Annotated in this window: 20 protein-coding genes; 3 read left to right on the plus strand and 17 right to left on the minus strand. The window is 69.6% G+C overall.

The window, feature by feature from the left end:
* Positions 1-7: 7 nt before the first annotated feature.
* Positions 8-691 (minus strand): SDR family NAD(P)-dependent oxidoreductase, encoded by a 684-nt coding sequence (locus BRESU_RS05110; RefSeq protein WP_013268442.1) that lies wholly within the window; start codon positions 689-691, stop codon positions 8-10.
* 11 nt (positions 692-702) lie between these two features.
* Positions 703-1,836, minus strand: coding sequence for a CobW family GTP-binding protein (locus tag BRESU_RS05115; protein ID WP_013268443.1), 1,134 nt, complete (start codon positions 1,834-1,836; stop codon positions 703-705).
* A 355-nt stretch (positions 1,837-2,191) separates the two neighbouring features.
* Between BRESU_RS05115 and BRESU_RS05120 the strand changes: the two genes are divergently transcribed.
* Positions 2,192-2,998, plus strand: coding sequence for a DUF1295 domain-containing protein (locus BRESU_RS05120; RefSeq protein ID WP_013268444.1), 807 nt, complete (start codon positions 2,192-2,194; stop codon positions 2,996-2,998).
* Positions 2,999-3,002: 4 nt separating this feature from the next.
* On the opposite strand, the gene BRESU_RS16825 is transcribed toward BRESU_RS05120, so the two are convergent.
* Complete coding sequence (locus BRESU_RS16825; protein ID WP_013268445.1) at positions 3,003-3,578, minus strand: TetR/AcrR family transcriptional regulator; 576 nt, start codon at positions 3,576-3,578, stop codon at positions 3,003-3,005.
* Positions 3,579-3,699: 121 nt separating this feature from the next.
* On the opposite strand from BRESU_RS16825, the gene BRESU_RS16830 reads away from it, so the two are divergent.
* Positions 3,700-4,263 carry an ester cyclase gene (locus BRESU_RS16830; RefSeq protein ID WP_013268446.1) on the plus strand — a complete coding sequence of 188 codons (564 nt, stop codon included), beginning with the start codon at positions 3,700-3,702 and terminating at the stop codon, positions 4,261-4,263.
* A 5-nt stretch (positions 4,264-4,268) separates the two neighbouring features.
* Positions 4,269-4,940 carry a glutathione S-transferase family protein gene (locus BRESU_RS16835; RefSeq protein ID WP_013268447.1) on the plus strand — a complete coding sequence of 224 codons (672 nt, stop codon included), beginning with the start codon at positions 4,269-4,271 and terminating at the stop codon, positions 4,938-4,940.
* A 64-nt stretch (positions 4,941-5,004) separates the two neighbouring features.
* Here BRESU_RS16835 and BRESU_RS05140 read toward each other — a convergent pair whose 3' ends face one another.
* From BRESU_RS05140 to BRESU_RS05205, 14 genes are all read right to left on the minus strand, one after another.
* Positions 5,005-5,295 (minus strand): hypothetical protein, encoded by a 291-nt coding sequence (locus tag BRESU_RS05140; protein WP_013268448.1) that lies wholly within the window; start codon positions 5,293-5,295, stop codon positions 5,005-5,007.
* Positions 5,296-5,379: 84 nt separating this feature from the next.
* Complete coding sequence (gene glk / locus BRESU_RS05145; RefSeq protein WP_013268449.1) at positions 5,380-6,366, minus strand: glucokinase; 987 nt, start codon at positions 6,364-6,366, stop codon at positions 5,380-5,382.
* Positions 6,363-8,252 (minus strand): phosphogluconate dehydratase, encoded by a 1,890-nt coding sequence (gene edd / locus BRESU_RS05150; protein WP_013268450.1) that lies wholly within the window; start codon positions 8,250-8,252, stop codon positions 6,363-6,365. Before edd ends, glk begins: the two co-directional genes overlap by 4 nt.
* Positions 8,252-8,953, minus strand: coding sequence for a 6-phosphogluconolactonase (gene pgl, locus BRESU_RS05155; protein ID WP_013268451.1), 702 nt, complete (start codon positions 8,951-8,953; stop codon positions 8,252-8,254). The genes edd and pgl overlap by 1 nt, the downstream gene beginning before the upstream one ends.
* The gene (gene zwf, locus BRESU_RS05160; protein WP_013268452.1) at positions 8,946-10,400 is read right to left on the minus strand and encodes a glucose-6-phosphate dehydrogenase; all 1,455 of its coding nucleotides are present in this window, start codon (positions 10,398-10,400) and stop codon (positions 8,946-8,948) included. Before zwf ends, pgl begins: the two co-directional genes overlap by 8 nt.
* 37 nt (positions 10,401-10,437) lie before the next feature.
* Entirely contained in the window at positions 10,438-11,064 is a 627-nt protein-coding gene (gene hisIE, locus BRESU_RS05165) for a bifunctional phosphoribosyl-AMP cyclohydrolase/phosphoribosyl-ATP diphosphatase HisIE (RefSeq protein WP_013268453.1), read from the minus strand.
* On the minus strand, positions 11,061-11,828 hold the full coding sequence (gene hisF, locus BRESU_RS05170) for an imidazole glycerol phosphate synthase subunit HisF (RefSeq protein WP_013268454.1): 768 nt from the start codon (positions 11,826-11,828) through the stop codon (positions 11,061-11,063). The genes hisIE and hisF overlap by 4 nt, the downstream gene beginning before the upstream one ends.
* Positions 11,825-12,559 carry a 1-(5-phosphoribosyl)-5-[(5-phosphoribosylamino)methylideneamino]imidazole-4-carboxamide isomerase gene (hisA, locus tag BRESU_RS05175; RefSeq protein ID WP_013268455.1) on the minus strand — a complete coding sequence of 245 codons (735 nt, stop codon included), beginning with the start codon at positions 12,557-12,559 and terminating at the stop codon, positions 11,825-11,827. The genes hisF and hisA overlap by 4 nt, the downstream gene beginning before the upstream one ends.
* Entirely contained in the window at positions 12,556-13,158 is a 603-nt protein-coding gene (gene hisH, locus BRESU_RS05180) for an imidazole glycerol phosphate synthase subunit HisH (protein WP_013268456.1), read from the minus strand. Before hisH ends, hisA begins: the two co-directional genes overlap by 4 nt.
* On the minus strand, positions 13,155-14,582 hold the full coding sequence (hisB, locus tag BRESU_RS05185; RefSeq protein WP_013268457.1) for an imidazoleglycerol-phosphate dehydratase HisB: 1,428 nt from the start codon (positions 14,580-14,582) through the stop codon (positions 13,155-13,157). The genes hisH and hisB overlap by 4 nt, the downstream gene beginning before the upstream one ends.
* 166 nt (positions 14,583-14,748) lie before the next feature.
* Positions 14,749-16,071, minus strand: a complete 1,323-nt coding sequence (hisD, locus tag BRESU_RS05190) for a histidinol dehydrogenase (protein WP_013268458.1) — start codon at positions 16,069-16,071, stop codon at positions 14,749-14,751.
* Positions 16,071-16,952: an ATP phosphoribosyltransferase gene (hisG, locus tag BRESU_RS05195; RefSeq protein ID WP_013268459.1), complete on the minus strand. Its 882-nt coding sequence runs from the start codon at positions 16,950-16,952 to the stop codon at positions 16,071-16,073. The genes hisD and hisG overlap by 1 nt, the downstream gene beginning before the upstream one ends.
* Positions 16,953-16,962: 10 nt before the next feature.
* Positions 16,963-17,283 (minus strand): YerC/YecD family TrpR-related protein, encoded by a 321-nt coding sequence (locus tag BRESU_RS05200; protein ID WP_013268460.1) that lies wholly within the window; start codon positions 17,281-17,283, stop codon positions 16,963-16,965.
* Positions 17,284-17,340: 57 nt separating this feature from the next.
* Positions 17,341-19,647 carry a putative bifunctional diguanylate cyclase/phosphodiesterase gene (locus tag BRESU_RS05205; RefSeq protein ID WP_013268461.1) on the minus strand — a complete coding sequence of 769 codons (2,307 nt, stop codon included), beginning with the start codon at positions 19,645-19,647 and terminating at the stop codon, positions 17,341-17,343.

The raw sequence follows: 19,647 nt of genomic DNA on the forward strand, positions 1-19,647 counted from the left end.
GGGTGCGTTACCACGCGATCTCGCGTCCGCTGTAGTCGATGAAGCGATGGGCGTGCGACCCGGCGTGGGCCTTCAGCTGGTCGGCGATGCCGGAGACGCTGGTGTCGACGTCGATGTCGGCCCCCGCGCCGCCCATGTCGGTCTTCACCCAGCCCGGATGGACCGACAGCACCGTCACGCCGCGGGCCCTGGGCGACCCCAGCCAGAGCGACCGCGCGAAGCTGTTCTGGGCCGTCTTGGTGGCGCGGTAGACCTCCATCCCGCCGGAGGTGTTTTCGGCGATCGAGCCCATGATGCTGGACATCAGGGCGAGGACGCCCGTCTGCTCGCGCACCCGGTCGGCGAGGGCATGGGCCAGGCGGATGGGTCCGAAGACATTGGCCTGCATCGCCGCGTTCAACTCGTCGGCCGTGGCGGCGACGACGCTTTTCGGCCCGCTGATCCCGGCGTTGATGAAGACGACGTCGATCGGGTCCGGGAGGGCGGCGGCGAGGCGGGCGATGTCGGCGTCCGACGTCACGTCCAGATGATGGATCGTCAGGCGGTCGGACCCGGGGAGGGCCTTCAGAGCCGGCTCGTCCCCGGTCTTCCTGACCGTGGCGATGACGTCGAAGCCGCGCTTCAGGTGTTCGGCGACGAGGCCGAGGCCGAGGCCGCGCGAGGCCCCGACGATGAGGATGGTCTGGGTCATGACAGGATCTTTCAGGCGGCGCAGGCTTCGAAGCCGGCTTTCAAAGCGGTTTCGTCGAGGTCGCGGCCGATGAAGACGGCGCGGCTCCAGCGGCGTTCGGTGGCTCCCCATTCCCGCTGCAGGTCGCCCTCGAGGATCATGTGGACGGCCTGGAAGACCAGGCGGCGGTCCTCGCCCTGGACGTCGATGATGCCCTTGGCGCGCAGGATGTTCTGGCCCTGCTGGCCCAGCAGCTGATCCAGCCACTGGGTGAATTTCGCGCCGTTCATGGGGCGATCCAGCGACAGGGAGATGCCCTTGATGTCGTCGGCATGACTGTGCCCCCGGGGGCCCTCGGCGGGCGTCGAAACACCGTCCGACCCGTCCGACCCGTTCGGGGTGTGCGCATGGTCGTGCCCGTGATGGTCGTGATCGTGGTCATGATCGTGCGCGTGGTGGTCGTGGCCGCAGTGTTCGTCGTGGACGTGGCCGGCCTCGCCGTGCGCCGGGTTGGCGAACTCGGGGTGGATGTGGAGGATCCGCTCCAGGTCGAAGCCGTGCAGGCCCAGGACCTGGTCCAGCGGAACGTTGGCCCGCTCGGCGCGGAGGATGGGGGCCAGGGGGTTCAGGGCCCGCAGCCGGGCCTCGACGGCGAACAGCTCTTCCGGCGTGGCCAGGTCGACCTTGTTCAGGATGATGCGGTCGGCGAAGGCGACCTGCTCGCGGGCCTCCCTGGAGTCGTCCAGCCGGGCCATGACGTGGTGGGCGTCGACCAGGGCGGTGACGCTGTCCAGTTTCGTCTTGGCCTTGACGTCCTCGTCGACGAAGAAGGTCTGGGCCACCGGGCCGGGGTCGGCCAGTCCCGTGGTCTCGACGATGATGGCGTCGAAGGCGGGGGCCCCGGGCTTCTGGCGCTTCATCAGGCCGGCGACCACGCGGATCAGGTCGCCGCGCACCGTGCAGCAGACGCAGCCGTTGTTCATCTCGAACACGTCCTCGTCGGCGCCGACGACCAGATCGTTGTCGATGCCGATCTGGCCGAACTCGTTGACGATGACGGCGTAGCGCTTGCCGTGGTCCTCGGTGAGGATGCGGTTCAGGAGCGTGGTCTTGCCCGCGCCGAGGTAGCCGGTGAGGACGGTGACGGGAATGCGTGTGTCGGTCATGGGCGCTAGATGGCGGCTGTGGGCGCGAAGGGGAAGGGGAGGGACCAGATCGATTGTCCTGAACCTGCAGACCAGACGTGGGGGGTGGGCAGGTTCATCACAAAGGGCACGAAGGAAGGTCACAAAGGACACGAAGACAGCCGAGCCGTGTTGGGGTCGATGCCTTCGGGGCTGAGGTTTACTCGCGGCGTACGCCGCATCGATCCTGTGAGACGGCGGGCCCGGCTTGAGCGACCTCGCAGAACCCGTCGTGGCCTTTGTGGTTTTCCTTCGTGCCCTTTGTGATGAACCCGACCTCGCCAGGCTATGGAATCTCGGCTTGCGTCCGGACGGGCGATAGGCTCGTTAGAGACCTATGACGCTGATCGAACTCGCCGGCCTGCTGGGCCTGAACCTGGTGCTTATCGTCGCCGTGATGCTGGGCCTGTGGACCCTGTCGTTGCGGCTGAAGGACGTCAGCTTCATCGACGGGGTGTGGCCGCTGGGGATGCTGTTCCTGGCGCTGATCACCTTTCCCCGGACGGACGGGGATCCGGTGCGCAAGGGCCTGCTGCTGTGGCTGTGCGCGGTCTGGGCCATCCGGCTGGGCTGGCACCTGCTGCACCGCTGGCGCGGGCACGGGGCGGACGGGCGCTATACCGACATCGTCGAGCACCAGGAGAAGAACCACGGCTGGAGCTTCGGCAAGACGGCGCTGCTGTTCGTCTTCCTGCCGCAGGCCTTCCTGGCCTGGCTGACCTGCCTGCCGGTGCAGCTGGGGCAGGTGTCGCCCGTGCCGGCGATGGGGGCGATCGGCTGGATCGGGGCGGTGATCGTGGTCGTCGGCATCGCCTTCGAGAGCATCGGCGATGCCCAGCTGTCGGCCTTCCGCAAGGACCCCAAGAACAAAGGCAAGGTGCTGGACACCGGCCTGTGGCGCTATACGCGGCACCCGAACTATTTCGGCGACGCCTGCGTCTGGTGGGGGCTGTGGCTGATCGCGGCGGAGACGGGCTGGATCGGCATCGCCTCGGTGCTGGGTCCGGTCTTCCTGACCTTCACCCTGACCAAATGGTCGGGCATCGGCATCACCGAGAAATCGACGGCCAAGACCAAGCCGCAGTATGCCGACTACATCCGTCGGACCAGCGCCTTCATCCCGATGCCGCCGAAGAAGGACTGACGGTTCAGGCGCGCGGCAGGCCGGCCAGGGCGGCGGTGGCCACGTTGCGGATGGTCCGTTCCTCGGCACCCGCCCGGCCCAGCGTCATCAGGCTGACGACCGTGCCCGTGAGGCTGTCGGCCCAGAGGTCCGGATCGGCGTCCGGCCGCAGCTCGCCTGCCGCGGCCGCCTGATCGAGGGCCGTGCGGAAGAAGGCGCGGATCTCGTCCATGCGGGCTTGCGCCATCGCATGGGTCCGGGCCGAATGCGCGTGGCGTTCGGCGACCGTGTTGACGATCAGGCATCCCTTGCGCTCCGGGTCCGCGACCGACAGGTCCGCCTGGACCCCCAACCAGGCCTCGATGGCAGCGAGACCCGTCAGGCCCTGCGGCAGGGTCGCGCGAAAATGGGCGGCATAGGTCTCGAAGGCACGCTGGAACAGCCGCTCCTTGTCCCCGAAGGCCGCGTAGACGCTGCCGGGCTTCAGGCCCGTCGCGGCATAGAGGTCGGCCATGGACGCGGCCGCATAGCCGGATTGCCAGAAGACCTGCATCGCCTGTTCGGTGACGGCGTCGATGTCGAAGGCGCGGGGACGGCTCATCCGGACAAGATAGTGGATCGCTCGATCAAAAAAAGTCCTCTCCGCCTCTTGTTATTGATCGGTCGATCAATAATTGCGTCGGGTCGCGGCCGATCGCGGCGTTTCATCGGGACTGACCACCATGTTGAAGTACCTGTTCACCGGGGCGACCCTGGCCCTCGTCCTCGCCGCCAGTCACGCGACAGCGCAGGAATTCACCGACCCGCCCGCGGCGCCGGGCACCGTGGCCTACAACACCTGGCTGGGGCGGAGCTTTTCCGAGGTGCTGCTCAATGAGCGCTCGCAGGCGAAGCGGATCGAGATCCTGAACCGGATCGTGGCCACCGACTACATCCAGCACAATCCGCTGGTGCCCGAGGGGCGGCAGGGCCTGATCGACTTCATCCCCGTGATCTATCAGGCCATGCCCGACGCGCGGTTCATCCTGCGCGACGTCTATGCGACCGAGGACCGGGTCGTCACGCGATGGACCTGGACCGGCACCCTGACGGGCGAGGGCTTCCTGGGCGTCGCGCCGGCCGGGCAAAAGCTGGAGTTCGACGTGATCGACACCTGGACGGTCCGCGACGGCCAGCTTTACGAGCACTGGGACCAGTTCGACTGGCCGCGCGCCTTCGTCCAGCTGGGCGTGCAGGGCCTTCCGGCGCCCTTCTACGCCGTCGCTCAACAGCCCTACGACCGGTGAGCGGCATGAGCGTCAAGACCCATGGGTGGGCCTTCAGCCCCTATGTCCGCGCCGTGCGGATCGCCCTGAACGAAAAGGGCGTGGCGCATGACCATGTGCCGCTGGCCCTGCCCGACCTGGCGACCCCGCAGGGGCGGGCGCTGAGCCCGTTCGGCCGGGTGCCGGTCCTGGAGCACGACGGGCGTCGTCTGTTCGAAACCGTGGCCATCCTCGACTATGTCGACGCGGCCTTCGACGGGCCCAGGCTGAAGAGCGGCGATCCGTACCGGGACGCCCTGTCCACGGCGGTGGTCGCGGCGGCCGGGCACTATCTCTATCCGACGGCGGTGATGGGCGTGTTCTTCAACCAGGCCTACATCCTGGCCAACGGCGGCCGGGTGGATGCCGACCGGCTGGCGGCGGCGGTGGAGGCGACGGTGGAGCCGCTGAAGGCCATCGAGTCGGTGGTCGAGACCCTGATCTGGTTGTCGGGTGGTCCGTTCATGGGCGGGCCCGGGTTCGGTCTGGCCGATGCGGCGCTTGTCCCGATGATCCAGAACCTGTCGCTGGCCGAGGCGGGGCGCGGTCTGATGGCGGAACGACCGGGCCTGTCCGCGTGGTTCACCGAGGCGGTCCGGCGTCCGTCCGTGACGTCGACCGAGGTGCCGATCCCGAACTTCGGACTGCCGCCGGACTGAGGACAACGAAAAGCCCCCGCCGCTTTCGCGACGGGGGCCGATCGGTCTTCAAGCCGGATAGGGCTTAGTTGGCCGGGGGCGTGGTGACCGGGGCCATGGCACCTTCCGGAGCCGACGGCGAGGTGTTCGGCGTGTTCGAGGTGGTCATGCCACCGTCGGCGTTGCCGGCCTGTTGCTCGATGCGGTCGGCCTCGGCGTTCAGGGCGGTTTCCTGAGATTCGGTCGGGGCGGCAGCGGCTTGTTGCTCCAGGGCGTCCGCTTGCACTTCGGCCTGCTTGTCGGCAGCCGATTCACCGCAGGCGGCGAGCGAGCCGGCCAGGGCGATGGCGGCGGAGGCGATGATCAGTTTACGCATGGTAGTCCCTTCCTCAGTTGAGCCGAGAAAATGCCGCGGCTCACGGAAGGTTCACGCGGACGTGACCGGAAAATACGAACGCCGTTATCCCGCTTCGGCAAATGCGACCCGCGCGGCCCCCAGAAGCGCGGCATGCTTGTGCGTGATCACCCACGTCGGGATGTCGGCCATATAGTCCTTGAACCGGCCCTTGCGCTCGAACCGCTGACGGAAGGGGCTGGCTTTCAGGAAGGGCAGGATCCGCGGGGCGATGCCGCCGGCGATATAGACGCCGCCGCGCGCGCCGGTGGTCAGGGCGATGTCACCGGCGACGGCCCCCAGGATGGCGCAGAACCGCGCGAGCGTCGCGCCGCACGGGCTGTCGGGGTCGGCCAGGGCGGTCTTCGTGATCTCGGCCGGATCCTCGATATGGGTCTCGCGCCCGTCGATCTCGGCCAGGGCGCGGTGCATGTTCAGAAGGCCGGGGCCGCAGATCAGCCGCTCGATCGACACGCGGTCGTAACGGCGGCGCAGGATGCGCAGGATCTCGTCCTCGACCGTGTCGCCGGGCGGGAAGCAGGCGTGCCCGCCCTCGGACGGCATGGCCATTTCCTGGCCGTGGGCGTCGCGGATCAGGGCCGAGACGCCGAAGCCGGTGCCGGGGCCGAGCACCGCGATGGTGGCATGGGGATCGCCGGCCTCGGGTCCGCCCAGCCTTTCCAGGTTCTCGGACGGGATCACGGGGGCACCCCAAGCCAGGGCCTCGAAATCGTTGATCAGCTTGACCGGGTTCAGACCCAGGGTCTGGAGCTCGGTCTCGGACACCGCCCACGGGCTGTTCGTCAGGTCGATGGCGCCGTCCTCGACCGGTCCGGCCACGGCGATCACCCCGCCGGACGGCTTGGTCTCGCAGCCGTCGATGAAGGCCTTCACCCCGCCGAGGAAGGTCGGATACTGCTCGGCCGGGAAGCTTTCGTGGTGGTCCAGCACGATCTGGCCACCCTCCATGCGGGCCAGGGCGAAGCGGGCGTTGGTGCCGCCGACGTCTCCAACAAGGAGGGGGCCTACCAGAAGCGTCTTGCTGTCACTCATGCGTCCACAGCCCTGTTCTGTACATTCGCGTCCGCTACATCGCGGATCTCTGGTTGTTGCGTTGTCGGTTCGGCCACGAAACAGACCGAGGCGCCCTGTTCGGCGGCGGACACGACCGAGCGGAAGGCCCCGAACAGCTCGCGGCCATAGCCCCAGCTCTGCACCGACAGCGGCCGGGCGCGATCGCGGCTCGACAGGTCCGCGGCGACGGTCAGGACCCCGGCCTCGGCGTCCAGACGGACGATGTCGCCGTCGTGCACATAGGCGAGCGGGCCGCCCTCCAGCGCCTCGGGCGTGACGTGGATGGCGGCGGGGGTCTTGCCGGAGGCCCCGGACATGCGGCCGTCGGTGACCAGGGCGATGGGCACGCCGCGGTCCTGAAGCACGCTCATCAGCGGCGAAAGGGAATGCAGCTCCGGCATGCCGTTGGCCTTGGGGCCCTGAAAGCGCAGGACGATGACGCCGCCGGTGTCGAGCTCGCCGCGCTGGAAGGCGGCCAGGACGTCTTCCTGGGCGTCGAACACCCGGGCGGGGCCCTCCACGATCCGGTGCTGCGGCTTGACCGCCGAGATCTTGATGACCGCGCGGCCGAGGTTGCCTTGCACCAGGCGCAGGCCGCCCTCGGTGTCGAACGGGTCGGAGGCGGGGCGAAGGATGTCGCGGTCGAGGCTTTCGGCCACGCCGTCCTTCCAGACCAGTTCGCCGTCGATCATCGCCGGTTCCTGGAAATAGGGGTGGATGCCTTTGCCCATGATGGTGGTGACGTCGGAGTGGATGTGGCCGGCCTGGGCCAGCTCGCGGGCCACGAAGGCCACGCCGCCGGCGGCCTGGAAGGCGTTCACATCGGCTGAGCCGTTGGGATAGACCCGGGCCAGCAGGGGGGTGACGGACGACAGCTGGTCCATGTCGGTCCAGTCGATCAGCACGCCCGCCGCCCGCGCCATGGCGACCAGGTGGATGGCGTGGTTGGTCGACCCGCCGGTGGCCAGCAGGGCCACGATCATGTTGACGACCGACTTCTCGTCGACGACGTCGGCCATGCGGCATTCGCCGGACTGGGCCAGTTCGACCGCCCGCTTGGCCGCCGCCGCCGTCAGGGCGTCGCGCAGGCCGGTCTCCGGATGGACGAAGGCGGTGGAGGGCATGTGCAAGCCGCCCAGCTCCATCATCATCTGGTTGGAATTGGCGGTGCCGTAGAAGGTGCAGGTGCCGGGCGAGTGATAGCTGCCGATCTCGCTGGCCAGCAGGACGGACCGGTCGACCTTGCCTTGCGCGTATTCGGCGCGGACGCGGGCCTTTTCGGCATTGGGGATGCCTGAGGGCATGGGGCCGGCGGGGGCGAAGACCACGGGCAGGTGGCCGAAGGCGAGCGCCCCCATGAACAGGCCGGGCACGATCTTGTCGCAGACGCCCAGCATCATGGCGGCGTCGAAGGCGTCGTGGGTCAGGGCGACGCCCACCGACATGGCGATGACGTCGCGGCTGAACAGGCTCAGCTCCATGCCGGGGCGCCCTTGCGTGACGCCGTCGCACATGGCGGGCGTGCCGCCGGCGACCTGGGCCGTGGCACCGACCTCGCGGGTGGCCTTCCTGATCACATCGGGGAAGCGCTCGAACGGCTGATGCGCCGACAGCATGTCGTTGTAGGCGGTGACGATGCCGACGTTGGGCGTCTTGCCGGTCATGGCGGTCAGCTTGTCGGCGATGGTCTGGCCGGCGAAGGCGTGGGCCCAGTTGGCGCAGCTGAGCTTGGCGCGGCCGACGCCGCTGTCGCGGGCCGCGTCCATGCGGCGGATGTAGTCGGCGCGGGTGTCTTTCGACCGTTCGACGATGCGTTGCGTGACCTCGGCCACGACCGGATGCAGCGCGGGGGCGTGAAGGGCCATCAGTTCGCTTCCGTCCAGACGACTTCGAGGGGGACCTTCGCCGCGATCATCGCCGCGATGGGTTGCGTGGCCGGGTCGCCGTCCGCCTCGCGCTCGAAGACCGAACGCTTGGCGGCACCTTTCAGGCCCAGAATGACCCGGCCGGCCGATATCAGATACGGCAGATTGATCGAGAGCCGCTCGAGGCTGGGGGCGGCGCCGTCACGGCCGTGGGGCACGCCGAGCACGGTCGGCTTGAGGCCGGGCGACAGCAGGGTCTTCAGCGTCGGGCTGTTCGGGAACATCGAGCAGATGTGGCCATCCTCCCCCATGCCCAGCAGCACGGCGTCGAACCGGCCGCCGGCACCGGCGAGCGCATGCGCGGCCTTGGCCGCCGCACGGTCGACGGTGACCTCGGGGTGATACAGCGGGATGAAGGTCGCGGCGGCGGCGGGGCCCTGGAGCAGGACGTCCCGGATCAGCCGGGCGTTCGACTCCGGCGAGGTCTCGGGCACGTAGCGCTCGTCGACCAGGGTGACCGCGACGTTCGACCAGCCGATGTCGGCCTGGGCGAGGCGGGCGTAGACGGGGGACGGGGTCGATCCCCCCGGCCCGGCGAACAGGGCGCGGCCGTTGGCGAGGACGGCGGCGGCGAGCGTCTCCTCAAGCCGGGCCGCGATCGTGGCGGCCCAGGTGTCGAGGGTGGGGAAGGTCTCAAGCATCGCTGGTGTTCCAGTCCCGGCCGGTGCGCGCCATCAGCATGTCGGCGGCGTCGGGCCCCCAGGTACCGGCGCGATAGGGCAGGGGTTTGACGTTGCCGTCGACCCAGGCCTGGGACACGCCGTCGACCCATTCCCACGCCTTTTCGGCCTCGTCGCGGCGGACGAACAGGGTGGAGTCGCCGTTCAGGGCATCCAGCAGCAGGCGCTCGTAGGCGATACGGCGGCGCGGCGGGGCGTCGCCCTTGCCGCCTACCCCCCACGACAGGCTCATCTTGATCGGCTGCAGTTGCATGCGCTGATCCAGCCCCGGCTTCTTGTTCATCACCGTCAGGGAGATGTCTTCCTCGGGCTGCAGCTCGATGATCATCCGGTTGGCGGCGTCCTCGTCGCGGGCGTCCTGGCCGAAGATCGAGTGGGGCACGGGCTTGAACTGGATGACGATCTCGGTGCGCTTCTCGGGCAGGCGCTTGCCGGTCCGCAGGAAGAAGGGCACCCCGGCCCAGCGCCAGTTGTCGATGTCTACGCGGATGGCGACGAAGGTCTCGGTGTCGCTGTCCGACCCCCGCTCCTCGTCATAGCCGGGGACGCGTTTCCCATCGACGGTGCCCGAGACGTACTGGCCGCGCACGGTGGTGCGCTCGGCGTCCTCGTCGGTGATGGGGCGCAGCGAGCGGATCACCTTGACCTTCTCGTTGCGCACCGAGTCCGGGTCGAGATCGCTGGGCGGCTCCATGGCGACCAGGCAGAGAAGCTGCAGCATGTGGTTCTGCAGCATGTCGCGCAGGGCGCCGTACTCATCGTAGTAGGGCCAGCGGTCGCCGACGCCGACGGTCTCGCCCACGGTGATCTGGACGTGGTCGATCGACAGGTTGTTCCACAGCGGTTCGAAGATGACGTTGCCGAAGCGCAGGGCGATCAGGTTCTGGACCGTCTCCTTGCCCAGATAGTGGTCGATGCGGAACACCTGGTGCTCCGAGAAGGCATCGGCCACGGCGTCGTCGATGGCGCGGAAGCTCTCCAGATCGCGGCCGACCGGCTTTTCCAGCACGACGCGATCTTCCGGTTCGGCCAGGCCGGCGGCCCGCATGGCGGTGACGATCTTCGCATAGAGGGACGGCGAGACGGCGAGGAAGCTGGTGCAGGCCCCGTCGCCGACCTTGTCCTTCAGCGGCTTCAGGCTCTCGGCCGAGGTGGCGTCGACGGCGAGGTAGTCGAGGCGGGCCTCCAGCCGGCTCCAGGCGTCGTCGGACCAGTGACCGTCGGCCTTCGACTCGACCGCCGTGCGGACCTTGGCGATGTATTCCTCGGGGGTCTCCTCGGAGCGGGCGGCGCCGATGATCTTCAGGCCGTCGGGCAGCAGGCCGTCGTGCTCGAGGAAATACAGCGAGGGCAGAAGCATCCGCATCGCCAGATCGCCGCCGCCGCCGAACAGGACCAGAGCCGTCATGCCTATTCCTCAAATCGCGAGGGCAGGCCCTCGACAGTCAGTCTGCGTGTGTGGCCGGTCGCGCGCGCGAGGCCAACACGTCCAGAACGTCCTGAAACGACATTTGACGCGCCCGTAACAGAACCAGCAGATGATAGACCAGATCGGCGGCCTCGGATGCGACTTCCTCGTCGGGACCGGCGGCTCCGGCCAGGGCGGTCTCCACGCCCTCCTCGCCGACCTTCTGGGCCACGCGCTTGGGGCCTTCGGCCAGCAGGCGGGCGGTCCAGCTGGTGGACGGATCGGCGGCGGCGCGTTCGGCGATCGTGGCCTCCAGACGGGCGATCCGGCCGAGACCCGGCGCGTCCTCGGACCCGAAGCAGCTGGTGGTGCCGAGGTGACAGGCCGGACCCATCGGGCGAACGGCCAGGACCAGGGAATCGTTGTCGCAGTCGGGGGTGATGGAGACGACCGTCAGGCGGTTGCCGCTGGTCTCGCCCTTCCGCCACCGTCCGCCGCGCGAGCGGGAGAAGAAGGTGGCCTCTCCACTCTCGATCGTCTCGTCCAGCGCCGCCCGGTCCATATAGGCGAGGGTCAGCACCTGCAGGGTGTCGGCGTCCTGCACCACGGCGGGGATCAGGCCGTTGCCCTTGGCGAAATCGAGCTGGTCCGGGTTCACGCTCATTGCCTCACCTCCACGCCGGCACCGGCGAGAAACGCTTTCAGGTCCGGGACGGCGATCTGGCCCGAGTGGAAGACGCTGGCGGCCAGGGCACCCGACACATTGGCGCGGTCGAAGACGTCGAGGAAATGCGACCTGGCCCCGGCGCCGCCCGAGGCGATCAGGGGGATGGTCAGGCGGCTGCGGGCGTCCGACAGCTGGGCGGTGTCATAGCCCTGACGCACGCCGTCCTGGTCGATGCAGTTCAGCACGATCTCGCCGGCGCCGCGCTCCTGCGCCTCGACGATCCAGTCCATGGTCAGGCGTCCCGCCAGACGGCGGCTGTCGGGGTCGCCGGTGTATTTGTGCACGACATATTCGCCGTCCTCGCGGCGGGAATCGACGCCGACGACGACGCACTGGCTGCCGAGGCGCTCGGCCATTTCGGTGATCAGTTCGGGGCGTTCCAGCGCCGGGGAGTTGATCGAGACCTTGTCGGCGCCGTTGTCGAGGCAGGCCGCGGCCTGATCGACCGTGCGGATGCCGCCCGCGACGCAGAAGGGGATGTCCAGCAGCCGGGCGATGTCGCGCACCCAGCCGTAGTCCAGGGTCCGGCCCTCGGGCGAGGCGGTGATGTCGTAGAAGACCAGTTCGTCGGCGCCCTCGTCGCGATAGCGCGCGGCCAGTTCGGAGGCGTCGCCCATGTCGACGTGGCCCTCGAACCGCACGCCCTTGACCACGCGGCCGTCCTTCACGTCCAGGCAGGGGATGATACGGCGGGCGGTCATGCGCAGGCTTCTATGGCGTCGCGGGCGCTGAAACGACCCTCGTAGATGGCGCGGCCGACGATGGCCCCGTCGCAGCCGATGGCCCGGGCCGCCTTCAGGTCTTCCAGCGAGGACACCCCGCCCGAGGCCTGGACCTTCAGGTCGGGACGGCGGCGGATGACCTCGGCCAGCAGGTCGAGGTTCGGACCCGTCAGGGCCCCGTCTCGGCCCACGTCGGTGATCAGGACATGCTCCACCGTGCCCGACGGATAGCGGTCGAGCGCGGTCCACAGGTCGACCGGCGCGGCCTCCGTCCAGCCCTTGAGCGAGGGCACCGGGACGCCGTCCTCGCCGACGCGGACGTCGAAGGCGAGGGTCAGCCGGTCGGCCCCGAATTCGGCCAGCCAGGCGGAGACCACGTCCGGCTGGGTCACAGCCTGGGAGCCGACGACGACGCGGCTGACGCCGGCGTCCAGCAGGTTCTGCACGTCGGACAGGGTGCGGACGCCGCCGCCCGACTGGATGGCGACCGACAGGCTGCCCGCCAGTTCGCCGATGAGGGCGTGCTGGACCGCGCGTCCGGCCTCGGCCCCGTCCAGATCGACGATGTGGACCCAGGTCGCGCCCTCGGCGACGAAGGCGGCCAGACGCGCAGCGGGGACAGTGTCGTACTCGGTCACCTGGTCGAACCGGCCGTGCATCAGCCGCACGCAGACGCCGTTTCGCAGGTCGATGGCGGGATAGATGATCATGCGGGCAGCTCGAGGAAGTTCTTCAGGATCCGCGCCCCTGCTTTGGCCGACCGCTCCGGGTGGAACTGGCAGCCCCAGCGGTTGCCGGTCCGGACCATGGCGGGGACCTCGGCACCATAGTCGGCGCAGGCGATGGTCGCGGGGGTATCGGGGCAGGCGTAGGAGTGGACGAAATAGGCATAGTCGCCCTCGACCACGCCCTGCAGCAGGGGGTCGTCTTCCAGGTTATGCAGCTGCGACCAGCCCATGTGCGGCACCGGCAGGTCGTCGCGGACGGGCATGCGGGTCACCCGGCCGGGGATGAAGCCCAGCATGGAGGCCCCGCCGTTCTCCTCGCTCTCGGCGAACAGAAGCTGCTGTCCCAGGCACAGGCCCAGCAGGGGGCGCTCGAAGCCCTTGATGATGTCGGTGAGGCCCAGCGCCGCCATCTGCTCCATGGCATAGCCGGCCGCGCCGACGCCGGGCAGGACCAGACGTTCGGCCTCGGCGATCTCGACCGGATCGGCGGTGATGCGGGCGTCGGCTCCCAGCCGCTCGAGCGCGAACAGGACCGAGGCGGTGTTCCCGGCGCCCAGGTGGACGATGGCGGTATGGGTCAAAGCACGCCCTTCGTGCTGGGTACGGCGTCGCCCTCGACGCGGATGGCCTGACGGAGCGCGCGACCGAAGCCCTTGTAGACGGCCTCGGTCTTGTGGTGGTCGTCGTCGCCCTTGACCGAGATCTGGATCGCGGCCCCGAGGTGCTCGGCCAGCGAGCGGAAGACGTGGGCGGTCAGGTCGGTGCGGTACTCGCCGATGAAGGGGGTGGCGAAGCTGCCCTCGAACACCGGATAGGGACGCCCGGACAGGTCGATGGCGACATTGGCCTGGGCCTCGTCCATGGCCAGGACGAAGCCGTAGCGCTGGATGCCGCGCCGGTCGCCCAGCGCCTGTTTCAGGGCCTGGCCGAGCGCGATGGCGCTGTCCTCGATGGTGTGGTGCGGGTCGGTGTGCAGGTCGCCCTCGCACTGCAGCCGCAGGGAGAAGCCGCCGTGGGCCGCGACCTGTTCCAGCATGTGGTCGAAGAAGCCGACGCCGGTCTCGATCCGGATCGGGCCGGTCGCGTCCAGATCGACGGCGCAGACGATCCGGGTTTCTTTCGTGTCGCGCACGGCCTGTCCCACGCGGTGGGCGCGGGACTTGGCGGGCGTGAGGCCGAGCGCGGTCAGCAGCCGGTCGTTGACCTCGGCCTTGATGGAGACCGGCAGGCGGACGCGGTCGCCGGAGCGGTCAGCGGCGATGCCGTATTTCGACAGGTCGGCCAGGGTCGCCCCGATGTCCGACGGGCGCGCCATCAGGATGGGGCCGACGCCGGTCTCCACGACCATGACGCGGCCGATCTCGCGCACCAGCCGCTCGCGCTCGCGGCGGACGGCGGCGATGCGTTCGGCGGTCTCGATCATGCGCGATGGATCGAGGGCCTGCATGGCCAGCCGGACCAGCGGTTCGGGCAGGGCGTAGGGTTCGACGACCTCGGTCAGTCGCGCCAAGGTCGCAGGCAGGGCCAGGGCCGCGCCGACGCGGGCTCCGGCCAGGCCATAGGCCAGCGACAGGCTGCGCAGGATGACCAGATTGGCGTGGTCCCCGATCAGGGTGGCGGCGGAAGGGGCGTCGGCGAACTCGACCAGGCCCTCGTCGACGACCAGCAGGGCGGGGGCGACGCGCTCGGCCATCTCGGCCACGGCCTCGGCCGAGCCGAGGGCGCGGATGACCACGGCAGCGCGCTCGCCGTCGCCGGCGCGGTAGATGCGGGCGAGGCCGGCGTAGGGCTCGGCATCGGGGGCCTCGATGGAACGGCCGTCCCGGGCGGCGAGACGGAACGCGAGTTCCAGCCCGTGGGTCAGGCCGCGGACGGGCAGGACCTGGTCGGGGGCGACGCCATAGACCTGGGCCATGCGGGCGGCGAGGGCGGAGGGATCGCCCGGATAGGCGTCGAGGCCTTCGCCACCGGCGACCAGCGGCGGATAGGGGGCGGGCAGGGTCATCGAGAATCCTCCCTCGAGAAGCGCAGCGGAACGGGGGAGGGGGACCGCGAAGCGGTGGAGGGGGCGGAAGCAAGCAGGGTGTCTGGGGTCGCCCCCTCCACCACGACGCAAGCGCGTCGCGGTCCCCCTCCCCCGCCGACGCGGGGGAGGATTGAAGACAGCGAACTCACGCGACACTCCTCAGGTCGGCCGCCCTGGCGTGGGCTTCCAGCCCTTCCAGCCGGGCCAGGCGTGCGGCGATGGGCCCGAGGCGTTCGGCTCCGGCCTCGGTCACGGTCTGGACCGACATGGAGGTCATGAAGCTGGCGGTGGTGATGCCGCCGAGCGTCCGCGCCCCGCCGTCGGTGGGCAGGACGTGGCTGGGGCCGGCGGCGTAGTCGCCGAGCGTCTCGGCGGCCCAGCGACCGACGAACACCGCTCCGGCGGCCCGGATGGAGGCGACCAGCGCCTCGGCGTCCTCGGCCTGGATCGCCAGGTGTTCGGGGCCATAGAGGTTGGACACCGCGCAGGCCTCGGCCATGTCGGACACGAGGATGGCGCGGGCTTCGGACAGGGAGGCGCGGGCGATGTCGGCGCGCGGCAGGGTGGTCAGCTGCTCTTCGACCTCGGCCAGGATGGCGTCGATCGTGGCGGCACGCTCGCAGACCAGGATGACCTGGGCGTCGGCGTCGTGCTCGGCCTGGCTGAGCAGGTCGGCGGCAGCGATCTCGGGGTCGCAGAAGCGGTCGGCGATGACCAGCAGCTCCGACGGCCCGGCCGGCATGTCGACCGAGGGACCGTTCGGCAGGGCGGCGGCATAGCGTTTGGCCTCGGCGACATAGGCATTGCCCGGCCCGAACAGCTTGTCGCAGGCGGGGATCTCGCCGTCGTCCAGCACGGCGCCATAGGTCAGGGCCGCGATGGCCTGGGCTCCGCCGATCAGCCAGATCGCATCCAGGTTGGCTTCCGCCGCCGCCAGGATCATGGCGGGGTGGACGCTGCCGTCCTTCGCGGGCGGGGTGACCACGACCCGGGTCGTGACGCCCGCGACCTCGGCCGGGATGGCCTGCATGAGCAGCGACGAGAACAGGGGGGCCGTGCCGCCGGGGACGTAGATTCCCGCGGCACCGATGGGCCGCCAGACCAGTTTCGACTTCACGCCGGGCGTGGTCTCGACGAAGGCGGTGTCCTCGGGTTTGGTCGCCTGGTGGAAGACGCGGACGTTCTCGGCGGCCACTCTGAGCGCGCGGGTGTCGGCGGGGGGCAGGGCGTCACGCGCGGCGGCGACGGCCTCTGGCGTGATGGCGATGCGGCGCGGCTTGAAGCCGTCGATCCGCTCGGCGAACTGGGTCACGGCCAGGCCGCCCGAGAGGGCGACCTGTTCGAAGATGCCGCTGACGACGTCCTGGACGTCGCGTTCGCTGCGGCGCGAGGGGCGGGCCAGGGCGTCGAACCGCCCCTGTCCGTCGAGGCTCGCCCAGTCGATGCGTTTGATGTCGAGCGTGGTCATCACATCATCTTCTCGATCGGCAGGACCAGGATGGCCGAGGCCCCGGCGGCCTTGAGCTTCTCCAGCGTCTCCCAGAAGACGGCTTCCTGACACACCGCGTGGACGGCGACCGCGTCGTCGCGGCCCATCAGGGGCATGACGGTGGGCGCGCCGGCTCCGGGCAGGATGGCGGTGATGGCGTCCAGCGCCGAACGGGGCGCGTTGAGCATGACGTATTTGGCGCCCTGCGAGGACACCACGCCGGCCATGCGCTCGATGATCGACTCCAGCAGGTGCTGCAGGCCGGGCTCGGGCGCGACCGGCGACTGGATCAGGACGGCCTGGCTTTCGAACACGGTCTCCTTGGCGACCAGGCCGTTGGCCTCCAGCGTCGCGCCGGTGGACACGAGATCGCAGATGGCCGAGGCCAGCTTCAGGCGCGGGGCGACCTCGACCGCGCCGCGCATGACGACGATGTCGGCCCCGATGCCCTGCTCGTCCAGATAGCGACGCAGGATCTTGGGATAGGAGGTGGCGATGCGCAGACCCTGCAGCGAGGCCGGTCCGGCGTAGTCCAGCATCGGCGGGCAGGCGAGCTTCAGCGTGCATTTGCCGAAGCCCAGCGGCATGACGACGGACGCATTGGCCCCGCCGTTCTTGCCCTCTTCCAGCACGTTCTCGCCGACGATGCCGAGGTCGCAGACGCCGTCCGCCACGAAGGTGGGGATGTCGTCGTCGCGGACCCGCAGCAGGTCGATCGGATAGTTCTCGACCTTGTAGAGCAGGTCGTTGGCGCCCTTGACGACGCGCAGGCCCGCATCGCGGACGAGGTCGAGGCTGCGGTCGGCCAGACGGCCGGATTTCTGCACGGCGATGCGAAGTCGCCCCTGAACGGTACTCATGATGTGGGGCTCAGTCTTTCCGGGAAAGGCGGTCCAGCACCAGGCGATAGCCCTGATGCTGCATTTCGCGCAGGAAGCGCGCGACGCGGACGACGGTCGTGGGACTGGCCCCGGCCTCGATCGCGATCTCTCGATAGGATTTGGACTTCTGGTCCAGCAACCGGGCCACGGCCCAGCGCTCGGCGAAGGCCCGCAGTTCGGCGGGGGTGCAGAGGTCCGACAGGAAGGCGTCCATCTCCTCGCGCGTCTTCAGCGACAGGAAGGCGTCATACAGCGCCATCCGGTCGTCGGCGGCCTTGTTCACGGCCTTGCGGGAGAGGGTGTCGGTCATTGAGTGCGTTCCACTATGCTGTAACAGTGGAACGGTCAAGGGGTTGCGTGCCGGACGTCAGGCCGCCTTCACCTCTTCGACGGCCGGCTGACCCAGGCGTTCGATCAGACCGGCCATCGGCAGGGCCCTGGCGATGAAATAGCCCTGGGCGGTGTCGCAGCCCATGCCGCGGAGGAGGGCCAGCGCCGTCGCGGTCTCGACCCCCTCAGCGGTGACCTTCAGGCCCAGGCTGTGGGCCAGGTCGATGGTCGACTTGACCAGCAGGGCGTCGCGCGCGCTCTCGTCCAGGGTCAGGATGAAGGCCTTGTCGATCTTCAACTCGTCGGCGCGGATCTGTTTCAGATAGGACAGCGACGACAGGCCCGAGCCGTAGTCGTCGATCGAGACGCGGATCCCTGCGGCCGAGAACCGGTCGACGATGCCCAGCGCCATGGCGGGGTTGTCGATGACGGCCGTCTCCGTGATCTCGAAGATCATGTCGGCCCCCGCCCGCGCGACCTCCGCCAGGGCATGGTCGGCGAAGCTCTCGTCGGTCAGCAGCCGGCCGGAGATGTTGACCGACATGGTCAGGGCGTGTCCGGCGGCCGCCAGGGTCTTCTGGTCGGCGATGGCGCGACGCAGGCCCCATTCGGTCAGTTCGCGGATCTGGCCCGTCTCTTCGGCCATGGTGATGAACAGGTCCGGGGAGACGAAGCCGCGACGCGGGTGGTTCCAGCGCATCAGGCCCTCGACGCCGGTGATGGCGTTGGCCCGCAGGTCGAACTTGGGCTGATAGGCCATCCAGACCTGGTCGCTCTCCAGCGCGCCCATCAGGTCGCTGATGAGGCTGAGGTTCCCGACCGGGTCGCCATAGGCCGTCGCGTCGAAGCGGGCGGCCTTGCGGTGTCCGTCGCGGGCCTGGTCCAGGGCGATAGCGGCGCGGTCGATGAGGGAGTCCACGCCGCCCGTGACGTCCACGGCGCTGGCGACCCCGGCGCGCAGGGTCGCGTCCACGGTCGCCCCGATGAGTTTGACCGGCCGGTCCGCGACGGCGCAGAGCCGCTCGGCCAGAGCCAGGGCCTCGGCGGCATCGGCGGCGGTCAGGACCATGCCGACGACCCCGGCGGAGACCCGCGCGACCTTCACGCCGCCGGCGGTCTCGGTGATGCGGGTCGCCAGCGCCGACAGCAGCTGGCCCATGGCGTCGTAGCCGATGGCGTTGCGGACGATGGGGAACCGGTCGATGCCGAGCACCACGACAAAGCCGTCCGTATGGACGGCGACCTGCTGTTCCAGCCAGAGGCGGTTAGGCAGGCCCGTCTCCTGTTCGTGCAGGGCCATGTGGGTCAGGCGCGCTTCCCGGTCCCGGATGTCCCCGGCCATGGCGTTGAAGCTCTGTGCCAGCCGTCCGATCTCGTCGGGCGACGAGACGGTCACCTCGGCGTGCTCGCCGGCCTGCAGCCGGTGCACGGCCTGGTCCAGATCGGTGATGGGACGGGTCAGGCCGCGCGACAGGAACCAGGTGCCGCCCAGCAGCAGGCCGAACCCCGCCAGGGCGATGGCGCCGAGGGCCCAGAACATCGGCGCATAGGGGCGGAGCGCGCGCGCCATCGGATAGCTGAGGGTGAGGACGGCGGGGGCGTCGGCATCGAAGCTGGGCAGGGGCTTGGCCAGGACCATGGCTTCGCCCTCGTCCAGCCGGGCCTCGATCGGGCGGCCGCGGGGGGTGGTCAGGGCCTGGTCGATCGCGCCGTCTAGGGCGCTGGTCGGCCCGGCCATGTCGCGCCAGCCGGCGTTTGAGGAGGTGAGCACCGAAGCCGTCAGGGGAATGGCGGACAGGGTCTCCAGCTTGCGCATCTGGGCCTGGTCCAGGCGCTCGACGAAGACGACCCAGCCGATCAGGACCGGGGCCATGATCGGCGCGGCCACGGCCTGGTAGGGCTGGCCGTCGACGGTCAGCACCCCGGCCTCGATGCCGCCGGCGTTGAGGCCTTGCCACAGGGTGTCGGTGGCCGCCTCATCGAGCGTCAGGCCCGCGCCGGTGGCATAGCCGTCGACGCCCAGGATCAGGGCTCCATCCACCTGCTGGCGGGCGCGGAGATTGTCGAGGGCGGACCGGACCGTCGGCTCGTCCTCGGTGGCCACGGCTTCGCGGAATCCGAAATCCTGGGCCAGGACCGAGGCCCCCTGGTGCAGCTGGGCCGAGCGCGATTCCCACAGCTGGCCGTAGACGGCGCCCGATGCGGTGAGCTCGTCGCGGACCAGGCCGCGCGCGCTGCCCGTGATCGCCGTGAACACCGCGGTCGCCACCAGGATCAGGGCGATGCCGAACAGACCGGCATACAGCACCGTCATGCGGGTGCGCAGGGTGCGGAACCTCAGCAC

The sequence above is a fragment of the Brevundimonas subvibrioides ATCC 15264 genome (genome assembly GCF_000144605.1).
In the GTDB taxonomy this organism is placed as follows: Bacteria; Pseudomonadota; Alphaproteobacteria; order Caulobacterales; family Caulobacteraceae; genus Brevundimonas; species Brevundimonas subvibrioides.

What these genes read in the sequence shown, in the direction of transcription:
- hisB (WP_013268457.1), bottom strand. Translation starts at nt 14,582, where the DNA reads ATGACCCTGCCCGCCCCCTATCCGCCGCTGGTCGCCGGTGGCGAAGGC.
- BRESU_RS05140 (WP_013268448.1), bottom strand. Translation starts at nt 5,295, where the DNA reads ATGCGTAAACTGATCATCGCCTCCGCCGCCATCGCCCTGGCCGGCTCG.
- hisF (WP_013268454.1), bottom strand. Translation starts at nt 11,828, where the DNA reads ATGACCGCCCGCCGTATCATCCCCTGCCTGGACGTGAAGGACGGCCGC.
- BRESU_RS05120 (WP_013268444.1), top strand. Translation starts at nt 2,192, where the DNA reads ATGACGCTGATCGAACTCGCCGGCCTGCTGGGCCTGAACCTGGTGCTT.
- BRESU_RS05200 (WP_013268460.1), bottom strand. Translation starts at nt 17,283, where the DNA reads ATGACCGACACCCTCTCCCGCAAGGCCGTGAACAAGGCCGCCGACGAC.
- BRESU_RS16830 (WP_013268446.1), top strand. Translation starts at nt 3,700, where the DNA reads ATGTTGAAGTACCTGTTCACCGGGGCGACCCTGGCCCTCGTCCTCGCC.
- edd (WP_013268450.1), bottom strand. Translation starts at nt 8,252, where the DNA reads ATGGCCCTTCACGCCCCCGCGCTGCATCCGGTCGTGGCCGAGGTCACG.
- hisIE (WP_013268453.1), bottom strand. Translation starts at nt 11,064, where the DNA reads ATGAGCGTGAACCCGGACCAGCTCGATTTCGCCAAGGGCAACGGCCTG.
- pgl (WP_013268451.1), bottom strand. Translation starts at nt 8,953, where the DNA reads ATGCTTGAGACCTTCCCCACCCTCGACACCTGGGCCGCCACGATCGCG.
- hisD (WP_013268458.1), bottom strand. Translation starts at nt 16,071, where the DNA reads ATGACCACGCTCGACATCAAACGCATCGACTGGGCGAGCCTCGACGGA.
- glk (WP_013268449.1), bottom strand. Translation starts at nt 6,366, where the DNA reads ATGAGTGACAGCAAGACGCTTCTGGTAGGCCCCCTCCTTGTTGGAGAC.
- zwf (WP_013268452.1), bottom strand. Translation starts at nt 10,400, where the DNA reads ATGACGGCTCTGGTCCTGTTCGGCGGCGGCGGCGATCTGGCGATGCGG.
- BRESU_RS05110 (WP_013268442.1), bottom strand. Translation starts at nt 691, where the DNA reads ATGACCCAGACCATCCTCATCGTCGGGGCCTCGCGCGGCCTCGGCCTC.
- BRESU_RS16835 (WP_013268447.1), top strand. Translation starts at nt 4,269, where the DNA reads ATGAGCGTCAAGACCCATGGGTGGGCCTTCAGCCCCTATGTCCGCGCC.
- BRESU_RS05115 (WP_013268443.1), bottom strand. Translation starts at nt 1,836, where the DNA reads ATGACCGACACACGCATTCCCGTCACCGTCCTCACCGGCTACCTCGGC.
- hisG (WP_013268459.1), bottom strand. Translation starts at nt 16,952, where the DNA reads ATGAGTACCGTTCAGGGGCGACTTCGCATCGCCGTGCAGAAATCCGGC.
- BRESU_RS16825 (WP_013268445.1), bottom strand. Translation starts at nt 3,578, where the DNA reads ATGAGCCGTCCCCGCGCCTTCGACATCGACGCCGTCACCGAACAGGCG.
- hisA (WP_013268455.1), bottom strand. Translation starts at nt 12,559, where the DNA reads ATGATCATCTATCCCGCCATCGACCTGCGAAACGGCGTCTGCGTGCGG.